Annotated in this window: 11 protein-coding genes and 5 pseudogenes; 12 read left to right on the forward strand and 4 right to left on the reverse strand. The window is 59.4% G+C overall.

Going from position 1 to position 16,063, the window contains the following annotated elements; translation table 11 throughout:
* Positions 1-280 precede the first annotated feature (280 nt).
* On the forward strand, positions 281-565 hold the full coding sequence (locus BN1800_RS21285; protein WP_037144090.1) for a hypothetical protein: 285 nt from the start codon (positions 281-283) through the stop codon (positions 563-565).
* 88 nt (positions 566-653) lie between these two features.
* On the opposite strand, the pseudogene BN1800_RS21290 reads toward BN1800_RS21285, so the two are convergent.
* Positions 654-1,121 (reverse strand): annotated as a pseudogene (locus BN1800_RS21290) (NuoB/complex I 20 kDa subunit family protein); the annotation flags it as partial.
* Between the two features lie 317 nt (positions 1,122-1,438).
* Here BN1800_RS21290 and BN1800_RS21295 point away from each other — a divergent pair.
* From BN1800_RS21295 to BN1800_RS21320, 6 genes are read left to right on the forward strand one after another with little or no spacing between them, the layout of a single operon-like run.
* Positions 1,439-2,470, forward strand: coding sequence for a LacI family DNA-binding transcriptional regulator (locus BN1800_RS21295; RefSeq protein WP_087000863.1), 1,032 nt, complete (start codon positions 1,439-1,441; stop codon positions 2,468-2,470).
* Positions 2,471-2,484: 14 nt separating this feature from the next.
* Positions 2,485-4,086 (forward strand): FAD-dependent oxidoreductase, encoded by a 1,602-nt coding sequence (locus tag BN1800_RS21300; RefSeq protein ID WP_087000947.1) that lies wholly within the window; start codon positions 2,485-2,487, stop codon positions 4,084-4,086.
* A gap of 21 nt (positions 4,087-4,107) precedes the next feature.
* Positions 4,108-5,379 carry an ABC transporter substrate-binding protein gene (locus tag BN1800_RS21305; protein WP_087000865.1) on the forward strand — a complete coding sequence of 424 codons (1,272 nt, stop codon included), beginning with the start codon at positions 4,108-4,110 and terminating at the stop codon, positions 5,377-5,379.
* 10 nt (positions 5,380-5,389) lie between these two features.
* Positions 5,390-6,328, forward strand: a complete 939-nt coding sequence (locus BN1800_RS21310; RefSeq protein WP_087000867.1) for a carbohydrate ABC transporter permease — start codon at positions 5,390-5,392, stop codon at positions 6,326-6,328.
* Positions 6,318-7,160, forward strand: a complete 843-nt coding sequence (locus tag BN1800_RS21315; protein ID WP_087000869.1) for a carbohydrate ABC transporter permease — start codon at positions 6,318-6,320, stop codon at positions 7,158-7,160. The genes BN1800_RS21310 and BN1800_RS21315 overlap by 11 nt, the downstream gene beginning before the upstream one ends.
* Before the next feature lie 18 nt (positions 7,161-7,178).
* Positions 7,179-8,231, forward strand: a complete 1,053-nt coding sequence (locus BN1800_RS21320; protein WP_087000871.1) for an ABC transporter ATP-binding protein — start codon at positions 7,179-7,181, stop codon at positions 8,229-8,231.
* A 221-nt stretch (positions 8,232-8,452) separates the two neighbouring features.
* Here BN1800_RS21320 and BN1800_RS42570 read toward each other — a convergent pair whose 3' ends face one another.
* The 3 genes and pseudogenes from BN1800_RS42570 to BN1800_RS43650 all read right to left on the reverse strand — a co-directional run.
* Complete coding sequence (locus BN1800_RS42570) at positions 8,453-8,923, reverse strand: Fic family protein (protein ID WP_244564593.1); 471 nt, start codon at positions 8,921-8,923, stop codon at positions 8,453-8,455.
* A 9-nt stretch (positions 8,924-8,932) separates the two neighbouring features.
* A pseudogene (locus tag BN1800_RS42575) lies at positions 8,933-8,977 on the reverse strand (hypothetical protein); the annotation flags it as partial.
* A 311-nt stretch (positions 8,978-9,288) separates the two neighbouring features.
* Positions 9,289-9,507: pseudogene (locus tag BN1800_RS43650) on the reverse strand (Fic/DOC family N-terminal domain-containing protein); the annotation flags it as partial.
* A gap of 629 nt (positions 9,508-10,136) precedes the next feature.
* On the opposite strand from BN1800_RS43650, the gene BN1800_RS21330 reads away from it, so the two are divergent.
* From BN1800_RS21330 to BN1800_RS21345, 5 genes and pseudogenes are all read left to right on the forward strand, one after another.
* Entirely contained in the window at positions 10,137-11,231 is a 1,095-nt protein-coding gene (locus BN1800_RS21330) for a branched-chain amino acid ABC transporter substrate-binding protein (protein ID WP_087000873.1), read from the forward strand.
* 87 nt (positions 11,232-11,318) lie between these two features.
* A pseudogene (locus tag BN1800_RS42585) lies at positions 11,319-13,187 on the forward strand (PAS-domain containing protein); the annotation flags it as partial.
* A gap of 162 nt (positions 13,188-13,349) precedes the next feature.
* Positions 13,350-14,537 (forward strand): annotated as a pseudogene (locus BN1800_RS42590) (response regulator); the annotation flags it as partial.
* A complete protein-coding gene (locus BN1800_RS21340) occupies positions 14,530-14,907 on the forward strand; it encodes a response regulator (RefSeq protein ID WP_027513595.1) in 378 nt (125 codons plus the stop codon). The pseudogene BN1800_RS42590 and the gene BN1800_RS21340, both read left to right, overlap by 8 nt.
* A complete protein-coding gene (locus BN1800_RS21345) occupies positions 14,904-15,950 on the forward strand; it encodes an adenylate/guanylate cyclase domain-containing protein (protein WP_087000877.1) in 1,047 nt (348 codons plus the stop codon). Before BN1800_RS21340 ends, BN1800_RS21345 begins: the two co-directional genes overlap by 4 nt.
* Positions 15,951-16,063: the final 113 nt, after the last annotated feature.

Raw genomic sequence — 16,063 nt, forward strand, 5'->3', positions numbered from 1 at the left:
TGCTAATCGACGTTCGACATGCTCTGCGCACATGCCCGTCTCCCCAAGGTGTTGGTGGCATTTTACCAGCTAGCAATGTTGCCGGGCGATTGTACTACTGACAACTAAAATCTCCCTCTGCCGTCAAACCGACAGTCAACATCTACCTGTTTGATCATCCGTTGCGGAGGCTACCCCACGTACTGGGGCACGAGTCTCGGGCTTCAGTGAGCGCTTTTGATCTCGGCGGCTTCGTCACTACATTAATTCTATCAGGAAATGCTAAAAATGCAGTGCATCCATGACACAGCAGGAATACCAGCCGAAATATCGATGGCGGAAGACTTGGCCGGGAAAACACGACCAGGATTACAGCGCCTGGGACGGCAACATCGAGTTTGGGAGAATTTTCTTTGAGCGTGCGGGAGCGATGAAAGGCCGTTGGTGCTGGGCAGGCGGTTACGATCCGCGCATCAAGATGATCGTCAAGCCACGTTCGGGTTGGAGCGAGACGGCAGGCAGAGCAACCCAGAAAGTGGAAGAACACTACGAGGCATGCCTTCGTCTGAATGGCCTGTTAGCATGAGCCATGGCTTTGCCACCACTTCGAACGCCGTAGCCGGTGGCCACGCCAGGAGCGGATCCCCGCCTTCGGCCATTTTCATTCTGACCTTCTATCGTTCGATCGTGCCGGTCCGTCGGATCTTCTTTTGCAGAAGCATGACGCCATAGAGCAGCGCCTCTGCAGTCGGGGGACACCCTGGGACGTAGATATCGACAGGTACGACCCTGTCGCAGCCGCGAACGACTGAATAGGAATAATGATAGTAGCCGCCGCCATTGGCGCAGGATCCCATCGATATGACGTAGCGCGGTTCCGGCATCTGGTCGTAGACCTTGCGAAGAGCGGGGGCCATTTTGTTGCAGAGCGTGCCGGCGACGATCATGAGGTCGGATTGCCTCGGGCTTGCGCGCGGAGCGACGCCGAACCTTTCCATGTCATAGCGTGGCATCGCCACCTGCATCATTTCGATCGCGCAGCACGCGAGGCCGAAAGTCATCCACATGAGCGAGCCGCTGCGCGCCCAGGTGATGAGATCATCCGTTGATGTAACGAGGAAACCGCGGTCCGCCAGTTCCGAGCTGAAATCCTCGAAGGAACGTCGTGGCAAGGTGGAAGCTGGGTCCGGGTTCTGCATGTCGGCCTCCCTGTCCTGTCAATCCCAACACACAGGCCCTCGTGAAGTTCCCGCTGCGAGCAAAAGTTAGGGAAGCAAAGGATGAATTCTCCTTCGGCAAATATGAGATCTCACCCTAGGCTGCTTGGGCCGGCGCGCAACAGCACCGCTAACATTTTCCTCGACCGAACCTCATAATGCTTCCTCTTGACAAGAGTGTTCACGATCGTGTTTATACGTATAAGCAGCTAATACGTATTAGCAATGAGAGGGGAGAAGGAGTGGCAGGATCAAAGCGTCTGACGCAGCACGATATTGCAAAACTGGCTGGCGTCAGTCAGGCGACCGTCTCTCTCGTGCTGAACGGGACCGACACGGCTCTTGACCGCATCCCTCAAGATACGCGCGAACGTGTGCAGAAGGTCATTCGCGATACCGGCTATGTGGCCGATCCGATCGCCCGGCGCATGGTAAAGGGGGTCAATCGCATTCTTGGCGTCTTTACCTATGAGCCTGCCTTTCCGAGTGCGCAGGCAGACTTTTTTGCGCCATTCCTGCTCGGTATCGAGGAAGAGGCGCAGGCGCAAAGCTACGATCTTCTGCTTTTTACCGGTGCCGGCGTCGGCGGCAGGCGCAAAATCTTCGCGGACGGCAATCGCCTGCGGATTGCCGACGGCTGCCTGGTGCTTGGCCGCGAATTCGACCGCTTCGAACTCACGCAACTCGTCGCCGGCGATTTCCCATTCGTTGCCGTCGGGCGGCGCGAAGATGCCGGCGGGCCGGTCCCTTATGTCGGCGGTGATTATGCTGAGGCGACGCGCGTGCTCGTCGAAAAGGCAAGGCTTTTGGGTCATCGCAAGCTCGCCTATATCGGCCCGAAAGGCTCGGCGGAATCGACTGCAGATCGCTGGAAGGGTTTCAGCGAAGCGCTCAAAGACAAGCTCGACCTTTCATTGCATATCCCGGCAGTGAACGCACCTGCCGGCGAGACCTTGGATGCCCTGCTTTCGAGCGGCGCTACGGCCGCCTTCTTCATCGAGCTTGCCGACGCCATCAGACTTGAGGCTGCGGCGCACGAACGCGGATTGTCCTTGCCCGCGGATCTCTCGGTCGTCGTGATTGGAAGCCATATCCGCCCCGAGCGCAGCCGCACGCAATTTACCTCGTTTCATATCCCCCGTGAGGAAATGGCCCGCCAGGCGACGGCGATGCTGGTGCGGCGGGTGGAAAATGCCGAACCCGTACAGCAGATCCTGCTGCCGTGTGAACCCGTCGAGGGCGAGACCCTCGGCCCTGCAATGAGACGGAAATGACGATCGTGAGAGAGATGCAAACAGATATCCTGGTGGTCGGCGGCGGTCTTGGCGGCGTGGCAGCAGCCCTCGGCGCGCTTCGGGCGGGCCGGAGTGTCATCATGAGCGAGGAGTATGACTGGATCGGCGGCCAGCTGACCAGTCAGGCGGTGCCGCCCGACGAGCATAGCTGGGTGGAACATTTCGGCGTCACCCGCAGCTACCGCCAGCTTCGAAACGGCATCCGCCAGTATTACCGCGATCATTTTCCGCTGACGGAGGCCAGCCGCGCCTGGGGCGATCTCAATCCTGGTGCCGGCTGGGTCAGCCGTGTCTGCGCCGAGCCGCGTGTCGGTCTGGCCGTTCTCGAAGCCATGCTGATGCCCTATCGCGGCGGCGGCAAGCTGAAGGTGCTGCAGCCCTATCGTCCGGTTGCGGCCGATGTCGAAGGCGATATCGTCCGCACGGTGACCCTTCGCCACCGCGACACGGAAGCCGAGATCACCGTCTCGGCCACCTATGTCATCGATGCGACGGAGCTTGGCGACCTGCTGCCGTTGACCCGCACGGAATATGCCATCGGCTTCGAAAGCCGGAGCGACACCGGCGAGCCGAATGCGCCAGATGAAGCGCAACCGGAAAATGTCCAGGCCGTCTCGATCTGCTTTGCGATCGACCATGTCGATGGCGATCAGACGATCGACAAGCCGGAAAACTACGATTTCTGGCGAAGCTACGAACCCTCCTTCTGGGGCGGCCCGCTGCTTGGTTTCAAGGCCCCGCATCCGCGCACGCTCGAAACGACAACCCGCTCCTTCACGCCCAATCCGGACGACGATCCGTTGCTCGTCGACGCCGATCAGCGAAAGGGCGGCGGCGACGAGAACCTCTGGACCTTCCGGCGCATTGCCGCTCGGCGCAATTTCGTGCCGGGCGCCTACCAGTCGGATATCTGCCTCGTGAACTGGCCGATGATCGACTACATGGAAGGCTCGATCCTCGACGTCTCCGAAGAGAAAAAGGCCCGACACCTGAGGGCGGCGGCGGAACTTTCCTATTGCGTTTTCTACTGGCTCCAGACCGAAGCGCCGAGGGTGGACGGCGGGCAGGGGTTCAAGGGACTGAGGCTGCGCGGCGACATCACCGGAACCGAGCACGGCCTTGCCATGGCGCCGTATATCCGCGAAAGCCGCCGCATCAAGCCGGTGACGCGCATTGTCGAGCAGGATCTTTCCTACGCCGTTCGTGGTGAAAAGGGAGCGGTCAACTATCGCGACAGTATCGGCGTTGGCATGTACCGTATCGACCTCCATCCCTCGACCGGCGGTGACAATTATATCGATGTCCCGTCCTGCCCATTCGAGATTCCGTTGGGCGCGCTTCTGCCGCAGCGGGTGAAGAACCTTCTGCCGGCCGGCAAGAACATCGGCACGACGCACATCACAAACGGCTGCTATCGCCTGCACCCGGTCGAGTGGAATGTCGGCGAAGTTGCCGGCATGCTCGCCGCCCATTGCCTGAACAAGGGGCTGACGCCGCACCAGGTCCAGGAAAACGACGTTCATCTCGCCAACTTCCAGTCGCGGATTTCCCGGGAGGGGATCGAAATCCGCTGGCCGGACGTGCGCGCCTACTAACCGACAAAAGGAGGAGGAACCATGTCGAACCGTCTGAGAATGAAATATGCCGCCATCATGGGGAGCGCCGTGCTCTCGCTGGGCCTTGCCAGCAGCGCAATGGCACAAGACGCCGTCAAGTTGCGCATGACGATCTGGAGCGCCAACGAGGCGCATTTGAAGCTCTTCAACGACATCGCTGCAGGCTTCAATAAGGCGCATCCGAACACCACGGTGACTTTCGAATCCCTGCCGTTCGAAACCTACACGACGGCGCTGACGACGCAGATCGCCGGTGGCAACGCGCCCGACATGGCCTGGATATTCGAGACCACGGCCTACGACTTCGTCAATTCGGGCGCCCTTTATCCGTTGACCGAAAAACTGACTGCCACCGAAGGCTACAATCTCGCAGAGGTCAGCCCGGGTGCTGTCGAACGCTGGTCGAAGGGCGGCACGCTCTATGCCTATCCCTTCTCGACTTCGCCATTTGGGATGTTCGTCAATAACGACCTCATCAAGAAAGTTGGCGCCAAGACGCCCGCTGAGCTGATCTCGGCCGGCCAATGGACCTGGGACAATGCAATCGCGACAGCCTCTGCCGTCGGCCAGACGGGCAAGGGCGGCCTGATCGTCCGCGACTTCAACTATCAGGCCTGGCAGAACCTCGCCTCAATCTGGACCGGTTGGGGCGCGTCGCCGTGGAGCGAGGACGGCAAGACCTGCACGCTTGGGGAAAAGCCGATGACGGACGCGCTGACCTTCATCCATGACGCGGTCTTCACCAAGAAAGCGATGCCGGGGCCTGGCGAGAACGTCGACTTTTTCGCCGGAGATGCGGCCATGACCATAACCCAGATCAGCCGCGCGTCGCTGCTGCCGAAGCAGAACGGCTTCGCCTGGGATCTCGTGCCGCTGCCGAAGGGGCCGGCCGGGGAGTACGCACTTATCGGCCAGGCCGGTATCGGCGTCATGCAGTCGAGCAAGAATGCCGAGACCGCCGCCGAATTCGTAGCCTATATGACCAATCCGGAAAACTCCGCGAATCTTGCCCAGTTCTTTCCGTCGGCCCGCAAATCTCTGCTTAACGCCGAGGTCCTGAAGAAGACCAATCCGCTGCTGTCGACCGAACAGTTGGACAAGGTCGTCATCTCCGGTATTGCGACCGGCAAGGTTATTCCGGGCCACACCGGTTTTGCCCAGATCCAGCAGGTCGTGCGCGCCGGCCTCGACAACATCTGGACGCCGAATGCCGATATTCCGGCCTCCATGCAATCAATCTGCGGCCAGATCGGGCCGTTTCTGCAGCGTTGAGGAGAGCCGTATGGCTGCGGCAGAACCCTATGCGTCCAATCCGAGCCTGCCGGCGGCGAAGCCGTCCTTCTGGACGGTGGAGCGACGTGACAGCCTCGCCGGTTTCCTCTTCATTGCGCCGCAGCTGGTCGGCATCATCATCTTCGTGATGGTGCCGCTCGGCCTCGTCTTCTGGTATTCACTGCATGAGTGGAACGTACTGGCAAATACCTTCACTTACACCGGTGCGCAGAACTACACTCAGCTCCTGAGCGACCCTTCCCTGCCTTCCGTTCTGGGCTCAACGGCGATCTTTTCGGCCGGGCTTGTCGTGTTCAATATGAGTCTCGCATTGCTGCTTGCCGTCCTGCTGAACCAAAAGCTTGCCGGAATCACCATTTTCCGCACGCTGTTTTTCTCGCCCGTCGTCGTCTCGCTTGTTGCATGGACGATCGTTTGGAGCTTCCTGCTGCAGAAGAACGGCGGCATCAACGGAGTGCTGATGATGTTCGGCCTCGAAGGCCCGAACTGGCTACGCCAGCCAACGACGGCAATGATTTCGGTCATCGCGGTTCAGGTTTTCAAGAATGTCGGCCTCAACATGATCCTGTTCCTGGCGGCCCTTCAAGGCGTGCCGAACGAGCTCTATGAAGCAGCCCGCATCGACGGGGCGCCGCGCTTCAAACAGTTTCGCCGGATCACTTTGCCGCTGATCAGCCCAACGGTTCTACTGACCTCGATCATAACAATCGTCGGCTCGCTGCAGGTCTTTGCACAGATTGCGGTACTCACGCAGGGCGGCCCTGGCCTCTCGACGACGGTGCTCGTCTACTATCTCTACCAGCAGGCCTTTCAGTTCCATTTCTTCGGTTACGGTTCGACGCTTTCCATTCTGCTGTTCATGATCGTCGCCGTTCTCACCTTCGCCCAGTGGCAGTTGCGCAAGAGGGTCGTCTTTTATGAAAACTGACCTGTCCCCGCGCATGAAGGTCTTCGTCTATGGGCTGATGTGCGTGCTGCTCATTCCCTTCGTCTTTCCGACCTGGTGGATGGTGACCTCGTCTGTAAAGCCGGTCAGCGATATCTTCGCCTTCCCGCCGAAATTCATCCCGACCTCTTACGACTGGACGACCTATTCGCAGGTGTTCAAGCTGCAGCCCTTCGTCCATCAGTACTGGAACTCCGCCTACATCGCTGCGATCGTCACCATCGGCACGATGGCCGTGTCGTCGATGGCGGGCTACGCCTTCGCGCGCATACGCTTTCCTTTCGCCAACGCGATCTTCATGGTCGTGCTGCTTGGGCTGCTGATCCCTTCTGAAGCGACGATCGTGCCGCTCTTCCAGATGTTCCTGAAGATGGGCATGGTCAACACGCACTGGCCGCTGATCCTTGTTCCGATCTTCGGCGCGCCGAGCGTTTTCGCCACCTTCGTCATGCGCCAGTTCTTCATCTCGCTGCCAATCGAACTGGAGGAGGCGGCGCGGGTCGATGGCCTCGGTCGTTTCAAAATATTTCGCAAGATCGCGCTTCCCTTGGCGCGACCGGCGCTTGCCTCCGTCGCGATCTTCACCTTCCTGCATAGTTGGAACCTCTATCTCGAGCCGATCGTCTTCCTCTCCAGCGCCGAGAAATTCACGCTGCCGCAGGCGCTGACGCAATTCACCGACGCCTATGGCGGGCCGATGTGGAACATCCAGCTCGCCGCCGCGACGCTGACTGCGCTGCCGGTGCTCATCGTCTTCATCATCGCGCAGAAGCAGTTCGTCGAAGGGCTCGCGCATACCGGCCTCAAGGGCTGAAGAACCGGATATCGATCTATGGCTGAAGTTGCACTCTCGAACGTTCGCAAGGCTTATGGCAGCCACGCCGTCATCCACGGCGTCGATCTCGACATCGCCGACGGCGAATTCGTCGTGCTCGTCGGTCCGTCGGGCTGCGGCAAGTCCACCTTGCTGCGCATGGTAGCGGGTCTTGAGACCATAACCAGCGGTGAGGTTTCCATCGGTTCGCGCATCGTCAACAATCTCGATCCGAAAGATCGCGACATCGCCATGGTCTTTCAGAACTACGCGCTCTATCCGCATATGACAGTCGCCGCAAACATGGGTTTTTCGCTAGAGCACCGCGGTGGCAGCAAGGCGGAAATCGCCGAGCGCGTCAAATGGGCGGCAGACATTCTCGGCCTTGCGCATCTGCTTGACCGCTATCCACGCCAGCTTTCCGGTGGCCAGCGCCAGCGCGTCGCCATGGGCCGCGCAATCGTGCGCGACCCGCAGGTCTTTCTCTTCGACGAGCCTCTTTCCAATCTCGATGCCAAGCTGCGCGTCGTCATGCGCGGCGAGATCAAGAGCCTGCATCAGAAGCTGAAGACAACGACGATCTACGTCACCCATGACCAGGTCGAAGCCATGACCATGGCCGACAAGATCGTCGTCCTGAATGGCGGCCGCGTCGAACAAATCGGTGCGCCGCTCGACCTTTATGATCGGCCGATCAACCAATTCGTCGCCGGCTTCATAGGGTCGCCCTCGATGAATTTCATTCCGGGAGAGATCACCTCCGAAGGTTTTGCGGCAGCCGGTGTGATACTGCCGCTGCCCGAGGCGGCGCATGATCACAACGGCAAAAAGGCGATCTATGGCGTGCGACCGGAAAACTTCCACCTGGCCGAAGGCGGCATCTCTGTCGAGGTTGTGCTTGTCGAGCCCATGGGATCAGAGACGCAGGTGACGATGCGGATCGGACCCATAGAGCTCAACGGTATCTTTCGCGAACGCGTCTTGCCCAGGCCCGGCGAAACGATCACGGTCGAACCCGATATAAGTGCAATTCATCTCTTCGCAGCTGACGACGGCATGAGACTGAATTAGAGCCTCATATCACGTTTCGAGAACCGGAGAGCGCGAACCTTGATAGGTTTGCAACTATGCCGCATTTCAAGTGCGTGGTTGCATTTAAGAACTCTGCTACATCTCCGCGGTGTGCTGGTTGGCGCTTGTTTCGCGCGGGCTGTCCCATAGCGATCAAAAGGCGGACTGGCAAATTGCTGACTATTACATTCGTCAGCGGCCAAATGTGCCCTGCTTGTGGCCTATTCGCGGACAATTCGCAGCAGTGGCTCAAAGCTATAGAGAGCCGGGCGCCTGCCTGCAGAGGGCTCCAATTTCCTGACGAGCTCCATCTCGACCAGGATGCGCGTAAACCGGTGCGCTGTTGTCTCGGGAATTCCCGATTTGCTCGTGAATACGTTGTTCCTGAACACCGGACGCGAAAACAGAAAGTCCAGGGCGGCCGTGCTCCATTGAGATGTGAGGATCTGCGGAAACTCCCTTTTGAGTTCTTCGTAAAGGTCGCGGATCCGATCTGCGGCGGCAAGATTTTTGTTTGCCTGAGTTTCAAGCGCCTCGAGGAAGAAGATGACCCACTCTGTCCCCGCACCGGACTTCGAAACCTCCCGCATCCTATCAATGTATTCGTCACGTCGATCTTCGAAGTAGCTGCTGATATAGAAGTGAGGGGCGGTTATCGCTCCGTATTTCCATAACATCAGGGTGATAAGCATCCGTCCAATTCGACCATTGCCGTCTTTAAACGGATGCAATGCCTCGTGGGCCACAGCTGCTTGATCAGAATCTGCCAGCTCCCATCGTCGATGAAAGAGAAAAGTCGCTCCATGCCATCATTGAGTTGCTCGGGCCGCATTGGGACAAAATGCACTTTGCGGCGCATGCGGTCGGCCAGGTAATTTTGTTCGATTGTGAACTCACCGGGCGATAGATGGGCGCCTCGGCCGAAACCGAGCAGAACCTTATGGGCGCTTTTGATAAGAAAGCTCGAAAGGGGAGCTCCTTGCTCGATACTTCGCTGCGCAGCGCTGAGAGCCCGGCTGTGTAGGAAGACTTCGATCGCCTCATTTCGATAGTGCCCTTCCGGCTCATTGCCGCTTTCTTCTTGATCTGCCTCATATCTCAGCACGTCGTCGAGAGTGCTCACGGTTCCTTCCATTCGAGAGGAAACCACAGCTTCCTGGTTGCGCAATGGCGCAAGCAGGATCTCGCCATTGTGCATACCCTTAAGCATCTGGTCATAGCGAGCGAGCGCCGCTGATGCAGAGGCTATCGGAATTATGAGCCGATTGGCATCCATTCCCTTGGGAGGGAAATTGATCGTAGTGGTATTCCACTGCGTTTGACAGGTCGAGCGTGGGATGCTGAACCATATTTGGCTCCCAGAGTTCGGTATTTTTGCAAGATAAATAACCTTGGTCGCGCCATGGCCAACTCAATGACATTTGTCCACCAAAAACGAGGAATATTGGAAGACAAACTATTTTGAGTCCGAGTCGTGAGAGTCAATTTGTCTTGAGGTCCGAGATCCTGGATTTTTGAGAGTCAACGGGATTTGAGTCTCACGTGAGAGGTACAAACAACGTTCCCTGCCAAAATACCCAGAATCTGGCAATCAAAGTGGTCGATACCACCACTTACAGCTTCTGCGACGGTCGAGTGCGCGGCGATGATCAAGATCAAGGCGAGACTCGTCGGGGGCTGGGACGCTCATACGGTCCGGGCTGTCTCGCAGCGATCAAACGGCGAACTGGCGATAAGGCCATATCACTCCTCAGCGCCGCATGGTATATTTTGAGGCATGGCGACTAGGCGCCGCTGGAATAGCAGGTTGCTGATCGCGGCAGGTCGCGAGTGCCATATCATGACAGAGGCGCCCTGCTGCGCAGTTGCGGTACCGCTCTCGTGCACAAGGCGGAAGGCTGTTTCATGCACCGCATCGCCGTCGCAGTTTTCGCGCTTGCAGCCGTGGTCAGTTTTTCCGCGCACGCTGAGGTACTGATCGGCGTTTCAGCCGCGATGACCGGACGGCTCGCGTGGATCGGCGAACAGGGGCAGCGTGGCGCAGAGATGGCCGTGGCCGATATCAATGCGGCGGGCGGCGTTCTAGGCCAGCAGGTGCGGCTCATCGCGGTCGATGACTTCTGCGATCCAGAGCAAGCGGTGGCCGTCGCCAAAAAACTCGTGGCTGACGGCGTGGTTCTCGTCGTCGGGCACTACTGCTCTGGAGCCTCGATCCCGGCATCAGAGGTGTATGAGGCGGCGGGAGTTCTGCAGATTTCACCGGGGTCGACCAATCCGCTGCTGACTGAGCAAGGCCGCGCCAACGTGTTCCGCGTCATTGGTCGCGACGATGCGCAAGGCGTCGTCGCTGGCAACTATCTGGCCGATCATTGGGGCAACAAGAAAATTGCGATCCTTCACGATGGCACCACCTATGGCAGGGGCCTTGCCGATGAGACCAAAAAGCAGTTGAACAAGCGGGGTGTGACCGACACGGCCTACGAGGCGTACAGTCCTGCGAAGAACGACTATTCGGTTGAAATCGCTGCACTAAAGGCTTCAAAAGTCGCCGTGGTGTATGTTGGCGGTTATCATGCTGAAGTTGCGCTGATGGTTCGCGCTGCACACGACCAAGGTTACGCGGTTCAGTTCATCTCAGGCGATGCCCTGGCGACCGAGGAATTTGCCCTGATCGCCGGTCCAGCCGCTGAGGGAACTCTCTTCACGTTCTCCGCGGACGCACGGCGAACGCCCGAAGCGGCCCCGGTGGTGGAGCGGTTCCGTGCAGAAAACTTCGAACCTGCAGGCTATACGCTGCTGAGCTACGGCGCGGTTCAGGCCTGGGCGCAGGCAGTCAAGGAAGCCGGTTCGCTGGAGTTGCGCGAGGTGATTGCTTCATTGCGCGCCCACTTGTTTGATACTGTGCTGGGCCGTATCGACTTTGACGACAAGGGCGACCTCACGGTTCAGAGCTGGGTATGGTATATCTGGAAGGGTGGCGAGTACGTGCCATTGCAATAACGCAACGCTGATCACTGCGGATCGCGTTCGAGAAAAAAGCTGTGCGGGCCATGTTGACCACATCAGCCGGATGGATGGGTCGCCGCGATGTTTGAACGTCTCGGCATACGTGGCCGCTTACTCTTCGCCTTCTTTGGTATCAGCACCTTCGCGGTGCTCGCAACCGCTGCAGCCGTGTATGCCTTCCTGCAAGTGGGCGAGGTCGTCGAGAGGATCACGGAGCGCCGGGTCCCGTCGGCGCTTGCATCGCTCGAGCTCTCCCGCCAAGCTGAGCGGGTCGCCGCCACTACGCCGGCCGTACTTGCAACGACCAGCACGGTTCAGCACAACGAGGTCTCGGCTGCGATCGGCGTGGAGATGTCGCGCCTGGAAGGGTTGCTCGCCGCGCTCAAAGGCACCGCGGCAAGCACGGCGGCGGTGGCTGAGATCGAAGCCGCAGTGATTGGCCTGAGGCGTAATCTCAACGCCCTCAACGATCTTGTCGCCGCTCGCCTCGGTGTGGTGGCGCGCAAAGAGGAACTGCTGGGCCGTTTGTCGGCTACGACAATCGCAAGCGAGCGTCTTGTGGCAGCCGGCATCCTCGTGATGAACTCCAAGATCCCCCAGTGGCGAGTAACCGTGGCGGATGCCGCCGTACCACCCGAAGCACGCGCGGCGGCTACGACAGAGCTTGCGCAGGCAATTTCCGCCTACATCCCGCAACAGAAGGCTCAACGGGAGATTTCCGTGATCAACGAAGCGCTGCTCAAAACGGCGGTTGCACCGACGCCCGGCGACCTAGCGCTGATGTCGTTTCCGCTGCGCCGCTCGGTCGAGTCGCTTGCGACGGTGACATCGGAGATCGATGAGAAGCTGCGGACGCGGTTCCGCCAGCGTGTTGACGAGTTCGAGGGGCTGATCGACGGCCCGAAGAGCATTGCACAAGCGCGTGAGGATGAGCTCGCATTACTCGCAAAGGGCGGCAAGCTATTGGTCGAGAACGCTCAGCTCTCGCGTAATTTGACCGTTGCCGTGGATCGCCTGGTAGCTGCGGCTAACCGTGACATCACCGAGGCTGGTCATGAAGCCGCTACCGTCCAGCGCTACGGTACCGGTGTTGTTCTTGGCTCAGCCGTTCTGAGCCTCCTGAGTTCAGTTCTGATCGTATGGTTGTATGTCGACCGCAATCTTCTTGCCCGCTTGTCGGGGCTGAGCCAGAGCATGCTTGCCATCGCCGGCGGCAATCTTCGGGCACCACTGCCTGCCACGGGCCGCGACGAGATCGGCCGCATGGCCAAGGCGCTTCTGCTGTTCCGTGACACTGCGGTCGAGGTCGAAGAAAAAAACCTGCGTGAGATCGCCGAAGCGCGCCAGCGACTCGTCGATGCAATCGAGAGCATCTCCGAGGGCTTCGCCCTTTACGATGCTGAGGACCGGCTTGTTCTGTGCAACAGCCGCTATAGGGAAATCCTCTATCCCGGCATAGCCGATGCCGTCGCGCCGGGTGCGCAATTTGAGACGATTGTCCGTAAGGCAGTGGAACAGGGCCTCGTCGAGGACGCGAAAGGTCGAGAGGAGGAATGGCTCGCCGCGCGGCTTGAGGCACACTGCAACCCTAAGCAGACGCTGGTTCAACATCGCAGCCATGACCACTGGGTTCAAGTAAATGAGCGGCGCATTACCGGCGGCGGCACCGTCGCGGTCTACACCGATATCAGCAAGCTTAAGAGGCATGAAACAGAGCTCGAGATAGCCCGCGACGCGGCCATGGCGGCGACCCAGGCCAAGAGCAAGTTCCTTGCCAGCATGAGCCACGAGTTGCGCACGCCGCTGAACGCCATCCTGGGCATTACCGAAATGCTGCAGGAAGATGCCAGCGAAGCCGGCCAGGACGAACTGATCGAACCGCTTCAGCGGGTCTCGCGCGCCGGCAAGCATCTGCTCAAGCTCATTAATGAGGTCCTCGATCTGTCAAAGATCGAGGCCGGCCGCCTGGAATTGCATATCGAGGAGTTCGATATCGCAGGAATGGTTCAAGATGCTGCCACAACCGCGCAGCCCCTTGCGCAGAAAAACCGCAACCGGATCATCATCCGCTGCCCAGATGACATTGGCAGCATGCGCGCCGATCAGCTTCGGGTGCGCCAGGTCCTCCTCAACCTCTTGAGTAACGCCTGCAAGTTCACGGAGAACGGCCAAGTGACGATTGGGGCGACCTGCGCGGAGCATGATGGAGGCGGTGGCGTGATATTTACCGTCGCCGACACTGGCATCGGTATGACGCCGCAGCAGATGACGAACCTGTTCCAGGAGTTTAGTCAGGCCGACAGTTCCACCACCCGCAAGTACGGCGGCACTGGGCTAGGGCTTGCCATCAGCCAACGCCTGTGCCGCGCGATGGATGGCCAGATCACTGTGGACAGCACTCCCGGCGCCGGTACTAAGTTCACGGTGTGGTTGCCGTCGGCGATCGACGTAGGCTTCACGCTGGCAGAGCAGCCGGCCCCTGGCACCGGCGTCGCCGCTGATGATCACCTTCGCCTCGCCTCGAACGTGGTCCTCGTCGTTGATGACGATAAGGCGGTGCGGGACCAGATGCGCCGGTTTCTTGCCCGCGAGGGTTGCGATGTCGTGACGGCCAGGGACGGTGCCGAAGGCCTTAATCTGGCCCGGCAGGTGAAGCCAGCGCTCATCACCCTTGACGTGCTCATGCCGGGTTGCGACGGCTGGAGCGTCCTGCAGGAACTGAAGGCGGATCCTGAGCTCGCGAGTATCCCCGTTGTGATGCTCACCATGGCGGATAAGAGGAATCGGGGGTACGCGCTCGGTGCCGCCGATTACTTGATGAAGCCGATCGACCGCGACGCGCTCCGGAAACTGATCGCCAAATTCTGGTCGGGCGCGCCCAGCCCAGCGCTTCGTGTTCTGCTCGTCGAAGATGATGAGAACACGCGCCAGCAATGGCGTCGCATATTGAGTACCGAGGGTTGCGATGTGGACGAGGCCGAGAATGGCCGGGTCGCGCTGGAACGGCTCATCCGCGCGCCTCCGGACCTGATCATTCTCGACCTCATCATGCCGGAAATGGACGGCTTCGAGTTCCTTATCGAACTGCGAAAGCAGCCTGCCTTCAAGGCGATGCCGGTCGTGGTTGTGACGGCGGCGACCCTTGGCAAGGAAGACCACCGGCGTCTGAACGGTGGCGTCGAGCGCGTGCTCGCCAAAGCCGCCTTCAGCCGCAACGAGCTTCTGGAGGAATTGCGCAAGATGGTTGCTCGATACATTGTCAAACGAAGCTCACCTGACAAGGATCGCCGTGATGGTTAGGATCCTCTATGTCGAGGACAATGAGGACAACGTCTACATGCTGTCCGCGCGGCTAAGACGAAAAGGCTACGAGGTAGTCGTCGCCACCGACGGCGATCAGGGCGTGGCGCGTGCACGATCGGACGCCCCGGCGCTTATCCTGATGGACTTAAGCCTTCCCGTCCTCGACGGCTGGGAGGCGACAAGACGTCTCAAGGCATTGGCTGAGACGCGGGGTATTCCCGTGATCGCACTCTCGTCGCACGCGATGGCTGGCGACCGCGAAGCAGCACTGGCCGCCGGGTGCGATGACTTCGATACCAAGCCCGTCGACTTCGCGCGCCTGCTTGGAAAGATCAAGGCCCTGCTCCCAAAGGAGTCGATGCCATGAGTGAGGTTGGACCTGCCCTGCTTGTCGTCGATGATAACGAGGACAATCGCTTTACGCTGACCGAACGCTTGAAGCGAGAAGGCTACCGGAACGTGGGATGCGCCAGCAATGGACGGGAGGCGCTCGCAATGCTGGCAACGAGACTGTTCGACCTTGTGCTGCTCGACATTACGATGCCGGAAATGGACGGCTACCAGGTGCTCGAGCACCTGAAGGCCGACACAACGCTGCGCAACATTCCGGTTGTCATGATATCGGCGGTCGATGAGATCGACAATGTGGCGCGCTGCATCAGCCTCGGCGCCGAGGACTATCTGGCCAAACCGTTCAACGCGGTTCTGCTGCGTGCCCGCGTGGCCGCCTGCCTGGAAAAGAAGAGGCTGCGCGACCAAGAGGCGGTATATACGCAGCAAATCGAAAACGAAAAGCGCCGAGCTGACGAGCTTCTGTACGCCATCCTGCCGGCCGGCGCGGTGCGCGAGCTCAAAGCGACCAATGAGGTCCGGCCCCGCCGATACAATGAAGTCGCGGTGCTATTCTGTGATATCGTTGGCTTCACAGCCTATTGCGATGAGAATCCGCCGGAGAAAGTGGTGGAGGATCTTCAGGCGCTGATCGGCGAATGCGAACGAATCGTCCGTCAGCATGGAATGGAGAAGATCAAGACTATCGGCGACGCCTTTATGGCTACGGCCGGCCTGTTTGATCGCATGCCAGATCCGGTTTTTGCCAGCTTGCAATGCGGACTCGACATGGTGACGGCATCACGCCGCATCGAGCCCAAATGGGAAGTACGAGTCGGCGTTCAATTCGGTCCAGTTGTGGCGGGGATCATCGGGCAGCGGCAATACGTGTTCGACCTGTGGGGCGACACGGTAAATATGGCCTCCCGGATCGCAGCCCATGCTAGCCCTGGGACCGTAGCGACCAGCGGGGCCACGTGGCATCGCATTCGCGAGCGGGGTCGCGGGCGCTCACTGGGCTTCGTAGAAATCAAGGGCAAGGGTCGGATTGAACTGATCGAATGCCAGGAACTTCGTTGAGGGGACCGGAACAACCCTAGCCACCCTTCGCCATGCAGTTCGTCTTGCCAGGCTGAGACGTTCCTGAGCAACGGATTTGCGGCGGATGTGGCCGGCATGTGCCGGTGACATCG

The organism is Rhizobium sullae (genome assembly GCF_900169785.1).
Lineage (GTDB): Bacteria > Pseudomonadota > Alphaproteobacteria > Rhizobiales > Rhizobiaceae > Rhizobium > Rhizobium sullae.